We start from the raw sequence: 12811 nt of genomic DNA on the forward strand, positions 1-12811 counted from the left end.
GTGCACCCTCACAGTTCTCGACGAGGTCGCCTGCCAGTCTAGCGATGGACTGTGGTGCGGCTCACGAATGCAGCGTCGGCCGATACACGAGCTCCTGGATACTGCCGTCCAACGTCCGCGTCTCGAGTAGTTCGAGATCGAAGTCGGCAGCGCCGGCGAAGATCGGGTCGGCACCGTTTCGCCCGGTGATGACGGGAAACAGCGTCACGTGTACCCGGTCGACGAGGCCGGCGGCCATCAACGACCGGTTCATCGCCAGGCTTCCATGCGACCGCAAGGGTACGTCGGATTCCTCCTTGAGACGTGCGACGACGTCGACCGCGTCGCCATGGACGACGGCGCCGTCCGGCCAATCGAGCGGACCGTCCAGGGTCTTCGACACACTGTCATCGGCAGGTTGCGCATCCGAGTGACCCACGGATCGAACACCGACATATCATCGCCCTTCAACAGCTCGGTGAACAACCGATAGGTGTTGGGCCCAAAGATCATTCGCTGTTCTGGGGTGAACAGAGCGAGGCGGTGGTCGAGGAGTTCGGGACCCTGCTTGCCCCAGTATCCGCCCCAGTCACCGCCGCTGACGGAACCGAATCCGTCGAGCGTGCAGAAGACGTCGAAGGTGTAGGTGGTGGACATGATGGCCTCCGGTGTGTGTTGATCTGGTCTGCAGGTACAGACGGATCACCACAGCGGAATTCATCGCTCAGACCAGAGCAGAGCGTCAGTTGTCCGGTACCGCTCGCCCCGACTGCTGCGACCACAGCACCGGGTCGTCGCGGAGGAGACGGTTGCGGCCCTTGCGGCGGTACCGCCAGATCTGTGTCGCCCCGACGGCCCACAGCAGGAATTGTGCCGACATCGCCCAGGTGAACGCGTCAGACGTGTAGCCGTCGACGCCGTCCGGGGTACGCCAGTCGAGGATGATGCCGATCATCGCCACCGTGATGAGGCTGGCGAAGAAACCGCCCTGGTTGATGATGCCGGTGGCGGTGCTCACCCGGAACATCGGGTTGGACGTGCGTCCGACGTCGAAGCCGACCATCGACGCGGGACCACCCATTCCGCAGACCACGACCAGCACGACGAGTACCCAGTACGGCGCGTCACCCGGCCACGCGAGCACCACCGCCCACATCGTCGCGATCGAGGCGATCACCAACAGCACCAAGGTCGAGCGATGCCATGGCCATCGGGTGATCAGCCACGCGAACGCCGGCCCGAACGCCATGATGGAGAGCACCATGATCGTCAGCAGCACGCCGGCGGATCCGGAACTGAGGCCCTGTCCTTGGACGAAGAACGGGTAGCCCCATAGCAATCCGAGGACGGTCGCACTGAACTGGGTGGAGAAGTGCATCCAGAAGCCCAGCCGGGTCCCCGGATGTTCCCACGACGCCGCGACGCTCTGACGTATCCCGGCCAGGCCGAGCATCGGCCCGGAGACCGAACGCGCGTCGACCGAGTCCCGCACCATCACCAGCGCAGCGACCAGCAGTATCGCGCCGAGCGCAGCGGTCAGCAGGTAGGCGTGCGTCCAGCCCAGTGTCGAGAGCGCCCAGGTCATCGGCACCGCAGCGGCGACTGCACCGAGTTGGCCGAGCACACCGGTCAGCTGGGTCATCAGCGGGATGCGTCGGGTCGGGAACCAGATCGTCACCAACCGCAGCACGCACACGAAGGTCATGGCGTCGCCGACCCCGACGAAAAATCGCGACGACAGCGCCCAGACGTAGTTGTCGGCGAACGCGAAACTCAGCTGGGCGCAGGTGAGGATGAGGGTGCCGGTGAGCAGCACCCGACGTGGGCCGAATCGGTCGACGAGGAGTCCGACCGGCACCTGCATCAGCGCGTACACCAGAAGCTGCAGCACGACGAACGTCGAGAGCTGCGAGGCACTGATGTCGAACCGTTCGGCGGCAAGAAGTCCGGCGACCGCGAGCGACGAGCGGTGCAGCACCGCGACGAAGTAGACGGCCAGCCCGACGAGCCAGATCGCCATCGCTTGGGAGGTGCGGGGTGCTGCGGTCACCCGACCATTCTCCCAAGGTCGGTTTACGCGACCCGTTCGAGGTGGTGGCCACCTACACTCGACCAATGAGACGTCCGCCCACGCGGCACGCCGAGGCCTGCCGGTGCTGGTGATCCACGACCTCGGCGAGCTCGCCGCCGAACGCGACACCGAGCTGTGCGACCCGGGCGGCGCCAAGCCACGAACGATCCTCGCGGTCCTGTGCGCGCACGCCGGCCACCCGGTCCCGGCGACCGCACTCATCACCGAGGTGTGGGGGCCGGACGCGCCCGAGCGCACGCAGCGGGCACTGGAATCGCAGATCTGGCGGCTGCGCAAGTCCTTGTCGCCGAACGGTGAACCGTCGGCCATCGTCACCGACCGTGCCGGATATCGCCTCGACCTCACCGAAGTCACGGTCGACTCGATCGCCTTCGAGACCGCGGCGGCCGCCGCCCTTGACCAGTCCCGCATCACCACCGTCGACGCCCTCGAGCACGTGTTGCGCCGCTGGCGCGGTGAACCGTTCACCACCGCGACGTCGACGCCCCTGCTCGATCAGGCGCGCCGACGACTCACCACCGTCCGGGCCGCGCTCCTGACCCGCCGTGCCGACCTGCTCCTCACCGCCGGTGACCTCGACCGCGCGCTCGACGAGGCCCAGGCCCTCATCACCAGGGATCCGCTCGACGAACATGCGTGGACGGTGAAGATCAGCGCGCTCGCCGCCGGTGGGCAGCGGGCCGAGGCGCTCACCGCCTACCGTGACATCCGCGATCTCCTCGCCACCGAGCTCGGCGTCGAACCCGGCACCGAAGTGCGTGCCGCACAACGACTTGTCCTCGACGACCACAGTCGCGCGGTGCGCCACATCCGATTGCCGTCGCAGCACACGTCGTTCGTGGGACGCGACACCGAGCTCGCCGAGGTGATCCGCCTCCTCGAATCCGAACGGGCCGTTAGCCTGACCGGCATCCCGGGAGTCGGCAAGACACGCCTGGCGATCGAGGCGGCCCGACGCGCCGCGGACGTGTTCGACGACGGAGTCTGGTACATCCCGCGCCGTGACGATACCGACGACGCCACCGCGATCCTCGAGACGATGCGCATCCAGCCGTCGGCCGAGTTCCCCACGGCTATCGACCAGGTGTGCACCCACCTGTCGTCGATGTCGGCGCTACTCGTGCTTGATGGTCGACCGTCCATCGATCAGCAAAAGCCACTGGGCGACAACGATATCGATACCGTATTGCAGCGGTGTGCCGCTGTGACGGTACTGTGCGTCGGCGAACGAAGCGGCGTCGACGGCGAACATGCGGTGACGGTCCATCCGTTGCCGATCGAATCTCCGGGCGGCGACGCACCGTCGCCCGCGCAGCACCTGCTCATCGATCGCATCCGGGCTGCTACCGGTCACCTCGAGGTCGGGGCGGACGAGCGGACCGACCTCGACCGCATCTGCCGCGCCATGGGCGGCCTGCCGCTGGGACTGGAACTCGCCGCAGCCCGCACCGCCACCTTCTCGGTCGGCGAAGTCGCCGATCAGCTCGGCACCGCGGTGCCCGAACCCGTGACACGAGCCTTCACACTGGCCTTCGACGCCATGCCGGAGGACCAGTTCGACCTGTTCCTTCGCCTGACCGCACTGCGCAACCCCTTCACACCGGCACTCGCCGCCGCCGTCGGTGACCGCCCCACGATCGCCGACGACCTCGCCGAGTTCACCCGGCGCTCACTGCTCTGGCCGATCCGCGGCAATCGTCGTCGCCCCACCCGATTCACCATTCTGCGGACCGTCGCCGATCACGCCCGCAGCAGCGCACCCGACCAAGCTGCAGCGGCAGTGGCTGCGCGGGACACCGCGGTCGCGGCACTGCTGGCGGCCACCCCCATGGGCATCACCTCACGGTCGGCGCGCGACCTCGCCCGCATCGACGACGACCACAGCACAGTCGTGGCATTCCTCGAGTCCGTCGTCACCGACCCGGCACTCCTCGACGACCATATCGATCTGCTCGAAAGACTCGGCGCCTACTGGTATTTCCGTCGACGACTGGCCGACGGCATCCGGCTTCTGCGCATGGCCGCGGCCACCACCGCGGACGGTGCGTGCCGCCCTCGGACCGTGGCCCTGGTCGATCTGACGCTGGGCTCGGTACTCGCCTTCAGCCAGCTCACCGACGAAGCCCACCGGCACCTCACCGTGCGCAGCCTCGACGAGGTGGAATCGATCGTCGTCCCCGATGACCGCGACCCGGAAACCCACATCGTCCGGCTCGCCCTCGCGTCCCTGGCGGCCTGGGTCGGCGACGACCACGCGCTCGCCGGCGATTACGCCGCACGGGCCGCCACGCTCCTCGAAGGCCGTACCGCCGCGATCGAGGCCACCGTCATCGCCGCGACCGCACTGAGCGAGGTGATCGCCGGGCAGTTCACCGAGGCACTCGATCACGCACACACCGCACTGGCCCTCGGTACCGAACGTGGCGACCCCCTCGCGACCCATCTCGCCGCGGTCATGCTGGGTATCGCGGCGCTCTTCGAAGGTGACTCCGGCATGGGACTGCGGTGGAACGATCAGGCCTTCCGCGCGTATCTGGACTGCGGCGGAGTGCAGATCTGCGACACCGTCGAACAACGCGGGAATCATCTGGCCGCAGCCGGCGAGACCGAACGCGCAGGGCGGGCGTTCGCCGTGTCGCGGCGCTATGCCGTCGATGCCGGCCTCGACTGGCCCCGCAATCCGTTCACCCACGACTCGCTCAAACGTGGCCGTGAAACCGATCCCGCGCAATTCGAGCAGGGTTGGCGTGACGGCTGGACCGATGCGACCGACGCCCTCGCAACCAGCGATCACCAGCGGTTTTCCGGGATGTGAGCGTTTTGTGAGGACCGGGCGGTCTCCTGATGTCACCACATCAGCACACCCCCCGGAGATTCTCATGACACAGCACATCGCATTCACCAACGAAGAGTTCGACGGCCAGTTCGGCCGGACACTGTCGGCTGCGGCCGTCGGCGCCGCCGACCTCGGCGAGGCATTCACCACCGCCCACGCGATCGGTGGCAAGTACCGCCCTCAGCGTTGGTACCAGCAGTGGCTCGCCCGGGCCGAGTCGGTCCGCGATGCCGCGGAGCAGGCCCATGTCGCCGGCCACCTGGTGACCGCCCACCAGGCCTACCTGCGTGCGAGCGAGTACTACCGCCAGGCCTACTTCTACCTCCGCAGCGACCTCGACGATCAGCGACTCCAGGACGCCTACCAGGCGCACTGCCAGACCTTTGCCCGAGCGATGCAACTGCTGCCGCACACCGCAAGCCCGATCGTCGCCGAAGAGATGTCGGTGCCGTACACCGCAACCCCGAGCGCCGCATCGGTCGGCATCCACGCATGGCTGTTCCGTCCGAACGCGGACACCGATCGCCCGCGACCCACGATCGTCATGCCGTGCGGGTACGACTCGACCGCCGAATCCGGTTGGGGCTTCGCGCAGGGTGCGCTGGCCCGCGGCTACAACGTGCTGTCCGTCGAAGGTCCCGGTCAGGGGGCGTCGCTGATCGTCGATCGCCTCTACTTCCGGCCCGATTACGAGGTCGTGCTGTCGCAGATCCTCGACTGGCTCGTCACGGTGCCGGGCGTCGACACCGAACGTGTTGTCGCCGAGGGACGATCGTTCGCCGGTTATCTCATCCCGCGCGGTGTCGCCGGCGACTCCCGGGTGGCGGCGATGATCTGCGATCCCGCCCAACCCGACATGGGTGCCAAGATCCCCGGCGGATGGAAGGGCCGGATCGCTGCGCCGCTGATGACCCTGCTCAGCCGGATGAGCCGGGAACGCGCCGACTTCTTCGGCTCGCGCATGGCCTGCCATGGCGTGACCACCATCGCCGACTACTTCACCGAGCTGAAGCGATACACCGTTCTGGACCGCGCACACCAAATCACTTGTTCCACAATCATTGTCGAATCGTCCGGCGATCCCGTCGGCGGCCAGGGCAAGACACTGTTCGACGCACTCACGGTCGAACGCAAGGAACTCTGCGCACCGGATCCGAGCACCGGCCTGTCGGGTCACTGCGGCGGTATCGGCCAACGGGTGTGGGACGCCGTCGTCTACGACTGGCTCGACACCGTCCTCGCCGACCGCGTCACCGCTGAGTCCACCACCACGGTCGGGGGCCGGCGATGAGCACCGTGATCAACCGCGCCTCAACCCTCACCGGCAACCGCTGGCTGACGCTGTTCGCGATGACCGGCGCGTTGTCGATGATCATGCTGGACCAGACCGTCGTCACCGTGGCTCTTCCGTCGATGACCCGCGACCTCGGACTGTCGTCGTCCGGCCAGCAATGGGTGGTCAATGCCTACGTCCTCGCGATGGCCGCCTGCGTGGCACTGGGCGGGAAGCTCGGTGACCGACTGGGACCGGTGACCTGCTTCCGTCTGGGCGTCATCACCTTCTTCGTCGCCTCGGTCTTCTGCGGTATCGCGCCCGCCGGCGGCGGCGAGTTCTGGATCCTGGCCGCACGCGCGGCGCAGGGCATCGGCGCCGCGCTGATGATGCCGGTCTCCGCGAAGATCGTCATGGACGCATTCCCGATCACCGAACGCGGCCGGGCGATGGCCGTCTATGCCGGTGTCTCCCAGATCTTTCTGGCCATCGGCCCGCTCATCGGCGGGGCGTTGACCGAGTGGGTCAGCTGGCGTGCGGTCTTCTGGCTCAACGTGCCGGTCGGGGTTATCGCCCTGATTCTCGTCGCCGTCGCCCGCCCCGCCAATGAGCGCCGTCGCGACGCCCACATCAGCATGGGTGCCGCTGCACTGCTCATCACCGGACTGTTCCTGACGGTCCTCGCCATCCAACAGGGCAGCACCTGGCACTGGGGTTCGGCGGCGACGCTGGTACCTCTCATCACCGGCCTGCTGCTCACCGCCGCGTTTGTGGCGACCCAATGGCGTTCGGCCACACCGCTCGTCGCGGTCCGACTGTTCACCCGCCGAGCATTCACCGCCAACCTCGTCACCCTCGGGCTGGTGCAGTTCTCGTTGCTCGCCACGATCCTGTTCTCCACGCTGTACATGCAGGACCTGCTGCACATGAGTCCGATGAAGGCCGGCCTCGCGTCGCTGCCGCTGATCCTGCCGATCACCGTTGCCGCACAGCTCGGAGGTCGCTGGTACGACCGCCGCGGAAATCGTCCGCCGGTGATCACCGGACTGGCGATCGCCACCATTGGCATGATCTGCTGGACGCTCGCGCTCCCGCATCTCGACTACACACTGCAGGTGCCCGGCATGATCATCACCGGTTTCGGCCTGGGACTGGTGTTCTCACCGACCAACACCGATGCGCTGTCGCGGGTCAGCACGGCCGAGCGGAGTCAGGCGTCGGGCATCGTGCAGACCATCCGGCAGCTCGGCGGTACCTTGGGCGTCGCGGTGATCGGGTCGATCGTGATGGGTATCGAGCATCAGGTCACCCGCACTCCGATTCCGCAGCACGCGGCCGATGCGATCACCGTCGGATTCTGGGTGGCGACAGGGGTTTTCGCCCTCGCACTCGGTTCCGCCGTGGTGTTCCTCTCGCGAGAGCGGATCATCGCACAGCCCGCGGGCACCACCGAGCCTGCGCTCTGATCTGTGTCTCGGCGTGACCAGTGGTGGTCACGCCGAGTTCAGGTCGCAGACCTCACGGAATCCGAGGGTGAGACTCTCGACCAACACGTCGAGGTCGGGCACCGCGGCGTCGTCGACGTCGATGCCCATACAGCAGTCACCGACATACGACAGCAGGGTGACGTTGAACGCGGCCCCGATCGTCGGGCCAAAAGCATACTGCCGGAGGATCTTTCCGCCGGCCAGGTACAGCGGGACCGGCGAGCCCGGAACGTCGGAGGCGAGGAAGTCGACGTGCTCGAGCATCGCGCCGACGGCACCGGAGGGCAGCATGTTGAGTGCCCCCGCGATCGGCTCGGCCAGCGGCACCGCGGGCTCGAGCCGCCAGTTCACGATGATCTCGTGGATGCGGTCGATCAGTTTCTCCGGCTCGGCGATGTCGCACGGAATCGCAAAGCGCAGCAATGTGATCTGGTTCCCGCCGACGGTGACATCGTCGTCTGCTCGGAGGTTCACCGGCATGGTGATCCGCAGCTGATCGGTCTGGGCATCGTGGCGGCGGTGGTATTCCCGCATGCCGAGCACGATGCCGGCGAGGAAAGCGTCGTTGAGCGTGCCGCCGCCTGCGTTCGCGGCCGCCGCCAGCCGATCCACCGGGACATCGAGCGTCGCCAAGTGTCGCCGGGTGCTGCGGTCGGTCATCACCGGCGACGCCGTCGTGACGACCGGTTCGACGATGCGGGCGACCGACAGTGCGGTGCCGGCCACGTCACGCACCACCTGGATCGGGCGGATCAGGAACCGCGCGCCCAGCTTCGCCATCGTCGAGACCGAATCACGCACCAGCGCAGTGCCCGACGATGCGTACCAGCCGATGGTCCCGATCATCGACGGGCCGCTCGCGGACACGTCGGCGGCGGGCATCGGCTCGCGTGCCGTGCCGGCCCGCTCGAAATCCATGATCTCGGCGGCGATGCGGACCGCCCCCACTCCGTCGGTCATCGAGTGGTGGAACTTCATCACCACCGCGGCCGCGGCGTCCTGTTCGAGCCCGTCGAGCAGGGTGTACTCCCACATCGGTCGCGCCGGGTCGAACGCGGTCATCGCCTTGGTGCGGGCCACCTCGAGCACACCCTGCAGATTCTTGGGATGTAGGGCGTCGAGACGTCGGACGTGAAAGCTCAGGTCGAAATCGGGGTCGTCGACCCACTGCGGTGGCGCGAGCCCGAGATCCGGCACCAGCTTGCGTCGCATCGACGGCAGGACCTGCGCGGCACGTTCGACGGTGGTGAGGAAGCGATCCCAGTCCGGGGAGGCGTCGAGCAGCAGCACCGCCACCACTGTCGAGCGCAGGATCGGGTTCTGCTCCATGCGCCAGGAGAACATGTCCGATTGGGTCATCCGGAGGGCGTCGCTGCTCACACCGTTCAGTGTTCTCCGTCGACGTCACGAGCGGCAGGGTCTTTGGTCGTCAGGAAGCGGGCAGATCCGGCAGGCCCAGAGCGGCACGGACCGTGCGCACCACCCCGTTCTCCTCGTTCGACGGCGCGACGTAGCGGGCCGCCTCGAGGATGCGGGGATGTGCGTTGGCCATCGCGTAGGACCAGTCGGCGGTACCGAGCATGGCGAGGTCGTTGAGATAGTCGCCGAACACCATCGTCTGGGCCGGCGTGACATCGAGCCGCTCCTGCACTGCCCGCACGGCGACCGCCTTGTCGACACCGGGAGCCATCACGTCCAGCCAATGTTCACCCGACACAACGACTTCCATCGCGCCGTCGAGCTTCATCAGCGCCGGCGCGGTGACCCCCTCGATGCCGCCGAAGTCGTAGATCGCGACCTTGACGAACTCGGCGTCGACGGTGGTGAGGTCGTCGACCACCTCGTTGGCGAAATAGTACGGATGCACCTGCTCGAGGAACCGATCGTCGGACCGTTCGACGAACGACCCGTCGGGTGCACACAAGACAACACCGAGGTCGGTGCCGGTGGCGGCAAGCTCACGCGCGCGGGCCAGCACCTCGTCGACGACGGCCCGACCCAGCGGCGCGACGTGCAATGTCTCCGCGTCGCGGGCGACGACCGACCCGTTCTCCGCAATCACCACCAGTCCGGGCACCGCGTGACCGAGTTGATGCAGCAGTGTCGCCGCCTGCCGACCGCTCGCCGGACTGAACACGATCCCGCGATCACCCAGGTCGTCGAGGAGCGGCCACAACGAATCGGGGATCTGTTTCGCACCGTCGAGCAGGGTGCCGTCCATGTCGGTGACGATCAGACGGACGTCGGTGGGTACCGGCGGGATCGGGATGGTCATCGTCGGGGGCTTCCTGGGTGGCGGTCGGTGGTGATCGAGTCCGCGACATTCACAGGTTTCGGTTCCACCATTTAGGTGCGCGAACTGATATGTCGAACCCTAGACTGCCCTACAAGCGACCGGTGATCCGATCCCTGGTCCGACGATGGGACTGCCGCATGGTAACTCTGGTTCGCACTCGCGTGATCGCCGGCTTCGTGGCACTGCTGGTGGCGTTGGGCATCGTGGTTGTGGTGGCGCCGTCGGCGCACGCCGCCGGCACCACCGAGATGGTGTATTCGGCGGCGATGCGCCGCAGCATCCCCGTCCGCATCGTCGACGGCGGCGGAGGCGGACCGAAACCCACTCTCTACCTGCTTGACGGCCTGCGTGCCCCCAACAACAACAGCGGCTGGCTGATCAACACCGACGTCGACCAGTTCATGGTGGGTAAGGGCACCAACCTGGCGATGCCGTTCGGCGGTGCCGGCAGTTTCTACACCAACTGGGAGCGCCCGGACCCGGTCCTCGGCGTCAACCAGTGGGAAACCTTCCTGACCCGCGAACTGCCTGCGTACATGGCGCGCCGCCACAACAGCGACAACCGGCGCAACGGCATCGCCGGCCTGTCCATGTCGGGGACCTCGGCGCTCAACCTCGCGTCACGACACCCGGGCTTCTACAACTCCGTCGCCTCCTACAGCGGATATCCGACGGTGTCCGCGCCCGGTTTCGCGCAAGGAATTCAGCTGGCGATCGCCGATGTCGGCGGTAATCCGATCAACATGTGGGGCTTCTGGCCCTTCGGCGAATGGACACAGAACGACCCGTTCCTGAGTGCGAACAACCTGGCCGGCAAGTACGTGTATCTCTCGTCGGGTTCCGGCCTCGGAAGTCGTTACGATCCACGGGTCAATCCCGGCAGCCCGACCTTCGATCCGGTGTGGTTCGCGCAGATGGTGCCGTTGGAGACCGCGGCCTCGATCAGCACGCAGATCTACATCCCGCGCGTCGCGCTGGTTCCGGGGGTCAAACTGACCACGCACGTCACGCCCGACGGCACCCACTGGTGGGACTACTGGCAACGCGACTTCAAGCAGTCCTGGTTCACGACGTTCCGCCCCGCCTTCTTCTGACGCGTCAGCGTGCGGCGGCGTGGCGCTCCCGCCACCATTCGGGGGCATCGACGAAGTGGTTGTCGAACTCTCCTTGCGCTGCCGCCAGTTCCTCCAGCGTCGCGTCGTTGGCCTGCAGCCGAGCCAGCAGGCGGAAGTAGTCGAAGCGTTCGACGCCGGGAGTCAGGACGCTCAGGACCCGCGCCGCACTGTCAGGTGTCGCACCGAACGCATGCGGCATCAGTCTGGGCACCATGAGCGACGACCCGGCACCGACGGTCATGATCTGATCGCCCGCCAGCATCTGCAGCTCACCGTCGAGGACGTAGAACATCTCCGACGACTGCCGATGATAATGCGGCGCAGCACCATCGGCGCCGACGTCGAGACGTACCTCCAATGAGCTGAGCGCAGCATCGGTGTCCGAGGCGTCGAAGAGCAGGCGCATCGACGCCCGTTCGCTTCCGACGACCTCGTCGTGCGCGGTGCGCACCGTCGCGGTCGAGTCGGTGCCGGCGATTTCTGGATGAGTGGCGTTGTCGGACATGGTGATCGGAATCCTTGTGGGCGGTTGGGGCAGGTGGTCAGACGGCCAGCAGGATTGCTGCGACGATCAGGGCGAGCGCTGTCGCTCCGTGGATCGTGTACGCAGCTTTGCGATCGCCCTTGTTGGACAGCACGATCCACATATCCATCAGCGGTATCAGTGCCAGCACGAGTACCAGCAGCGCCAACTGCTCACGCGCCGCGAAGGTGAACACGATCACCAGTACCCCGGTGACGATGTCCCGTGCACCCTTGACCTGCCACCACCCTCGAGCATCGGGTGGCAGCGTACTCGGGAGGCCGAATCCGGCGGCATTCTTCTCGCTCCGCGCCAGGTAGGCGACGCCGATCGCGACGATGCCCACGGCGCCGATCCAGGCGATGACGAGTCCGATCCAGGTGACAACCACTGCGTACCTCTTCCATATGAAGAACTTCTATCAACGATAGACATCGTACGATAGAAACCCTATCAATGATAGAGTTTGCGTCGTGGGAGTTCAGGAACGCAGGATGCGGGAACGGCAGGAACGTGAGCGCAGGATTATCGAGTGCGCTCGTGCCATCGCCGACAGCGAGGGGTGGTCAGCGGTGACCACCCGCCGACTGGCCAATGAAATCGAGTACAGCCCACCTGTCCTATACGGACACTTCCCCGACGGCCGGGACGGGATCGTCAATGCCGTCGCGATTGCCGGGTTCGGTGACTTCGCCACGACGATGCGCGCGGTCTTGGACGACGACGCGGATGATCATCTGACGCGTTTCATCACGGCATACTTGGATTTTTCCGCGGGCAACCCGGCGACGTACGAGGCGATGTTCTCCATGCAACTGGAGGTGCGATTCGCGGACGAGTCCACGCCGGCGGAACTTCGCGACGCGTTCGGCGTTCTGGTGGACGCCGTCGGCGGCGAGGGCAGCCCCGATGCCGAGACGCGTGCGGAGCTTTTGTGGAGCGCATTGCATGGCATGTCGGTGCTCAGTCGAACGCAGCGACTCCGTCCAGACAATGCTGGCGCACGTATCGATGAGCTCACCGAATTGTTCGGCAATTCCGCCGTATCGGAGAAATGAATTACTGCAAAAACAACTGTAGCCCCCGAATTACCTTCGGGGGCTACAGTTTTAATGTTTAGTTCGGCGGTGTCCTACTCTCCCACACTGGTTAGGGTGCAGTACCATCGGCGCTGGAGGGCTTAGCTTCCGGGTTCGGAATGGAGCCGGGC

9 protein-coding genes and 3 pseudogenes are annotated in these 12811 nt (G+C 66.4%); 6 read left to right on the forward strand and 6 right to left on the reverse strand.

Features of this window, described 5'->3' with window-relative positions:
- Positions 1 to 61: 61 nt before the first annotated feature.
- Both AAFP30_RS11990 and AAFP30_RS11995 read right to left on the reverse strand, forming a co-directional pair.
- A pseudogene (locus AAFP30_RS11990) lies at positions 62 to 636 on the reverse strand (dihydrofolate reductase family protein).
- 85 nt (positions 637 to 721) lie between these two features.
- Complete coding sequence (locus AAFP30_RS11995) at positions 722 to 2029, reverse strand: MFS transporter (RefSeq protein WP_419230135.1); 1308 nt, start codon at positions 2027 to 2029, stop codon at positions 722 to 724.
- 109 nt (positions 2030 to 2138) lie between these two features.
- Here AAFP30_RS11995 and AAFP30_RS12000 point away from each other — a divergent pair.
- The 4 genes and pseudogenes from AAFP30_RS12000 to AAFP30_RS12015 all read left to right on the forward strand — a co-directional run.
- Positions 2139 to 2396 (forward strand): annotated as a pseudogene (locus AAFP30_RS12000) (AfsR/SARP family transcriptional regulator); the annotation flags it as partial.
- Positions 2379 to 2882, forward strand: a pseudogene (locus AAFP30_RS12005) (AfsR/SARP family transcriptional regulator); the annotation flags it as partial. The pseudogenes AAFP30_RS12000 and AAFP30_RS12005, both read left to right, overlap by 18 nt.
- 2068 nt (positions 2883 to 4950) lie before the next feature.
- Positions 4951 to 6198 (forward strand): alpha/beta hydrolase family protein, encoded by a 1248-nt coding sequence (locus tag AAFP30_RS12010; RefSeq protein ID WP_419230136.1) that lies wholly within the window; start codon positions 4951 to 4953, stop codon positions 6196 to 6198.
- Positions 6195 to 7646: an MFS transporter gene (locus AAFP30_RS12015; protein WP_419230137.1), complete on the forward strand. Its 1452-nt coding sequence runs from the start codon at positions 6195 to 6197 to the stop codon at positions 7644 to 7646. The genes AAFP30_RS12010 and AAFP30_RS12015 overlap by 4 nt, the downstream gene beginning before the upstream one ends.
- Before the next feature lie 27 nt (positions 7647 to 7673).
- Here the strand turns inward: AAFP30_RS12015 and AAFP30_RS12020 are convergent, their stop codons facing one another.
- Both AAFP30_RS12020 and AAFP30_RS12025 read right to left on the reverse strand, forming a co-directional pair.
- On the reverse strand, positions 7674 to 9047 hold the full coding sequence (locus AAFP30_RS12020) for a wax ester/triacylglycerol synthase domain-containing protein (RefSeq protein ID WP_419230138.1): 1374 nt from the start codon (positions 9045 to 9047) through the stop codon (positions 7674 to 7676).
- Between the two features lie 49 nt (positions 9048 to 9096).
- Positions 9097 to 9942, reverse strand: coding sequence for a Cof-type HAD-IIB family hydrolase (locus AAFP30_RS12025; RefSeq protein WP_419230139.1), 846 nt, complete (start codon positions 9940 to 9942; stop codon positions 9097 to 9099).
- A 158-nt stretch (positions 9943 to 10100) separates the two neighbouring features.
- On the opposite strand from AAFP30_RS12025, the gene AAFP30_RS12030 reads away from it, so the two are divergent.
- Complete coding sequence (locus AAFP30_RS12030) at positions 10101 to 11057, forward strand: alpha/beta hydrolase (RefSeq protein WP_419230140.1); 957 nt, start codon at positions 10101 to 10103, stop codon at positions 11055 to 11057.
- A gap of 4 nt (positions 11058 to 11061) precedes the next feature.
- Here the strand turns inward: AAFP30_RS12030 and AAFP30_RS12035 are convergent, their stop codons facing one another.
- Both AAFP30_RS12035 and AAFP30_RS12040 read right to left on the reverse strand, forming a co-directional pair.
- Entirely contained in the window at positions 11062 to 11583 is a 522-nt protein-coding gene (locus AAFP30_RS12035) for a cupin domain-containing protein (protein WP_419230141.1), read from the reverse strand.
- 37 nt (positions 11584 to 11620) lie between these two features.
- A complete protein-coding gene (locus tag AAFP30_RS12040) occupies positions 11621 to 11992 on the reverse strand; it encodes a DUF4267 domain-containing protein (protein WP_419230142.1) in 372 nt (123 codons plus the stop codon).
- An 82-nt stretch (positions 11993 to 12074) separates the two neighbouring features.
- Here AAFP30_RS12040 and AAFP30_RS12045 point away from each other — a divergent pair, with 82 nt between their 5' ends.
- On the forward strand, positions 12075 to 12659 hold the full coding sequence (locus AAFP30_RS12045) for a TetR/AcrR family transcriptional regulator (protein WP_419230143.1): 585 nt from the start codon (positions 12075 to 12077) through the stop codon (positions 12657 to 12659).
- The last annotated feature ends 152 nt before the right edge of the window (positions 12660 to 12811 follow it).

It is taken from the genome of Gordonia sp. CPCC 205515 (assembly GCF_048537925.1).
GTDB lineage: Bacteria > Actinomycetota > Actinomycetes > Mycobacteriales > Mycobacteriaceae > Gordonia.

What these genes read in the sequence shown, in the direction of transcription:
- AAFP30_RS12010 (WP_419230136.1), top strand. Translation starts at nt 4,951, where the DNA reads ATGACACAGCACATCGCATTCACCAACGAAGAGTTCGACGGCCAGTTC.
- AAFP30_RS12015 (WP_419230137.1), top strand. Translation starts at nt 6,195, where the DNA reads ATGAGCACCGTGATCAACCGCGCCTCAACCCTCACCGGCAACCGCTGG.
- AAFP30_RS12025 (WP_419230139.1), bottom strand. Translation starts at nt 9,942, where the DNA reads ATGACCATCCCGATCCCGCCGGTACCCACCGACGTCCGTCTGATCGTC.
- AAFP30_RS12030 (WP_419230140.1), top strand. Translation starts at nt 10,101, where the DNA reads ATGGTAACTCTGGTTCGCACTCGCGTGATCGCCGGCTTCGTGGCACTG.
- AAFP30_RS12035 (WP_419230141.1), bottom strand. Translation starts at nt 11,583, where the DNA reads ATGTCCGACAACGCCACTCATCCAGAAATCGCCGGCACCGACTCGACC.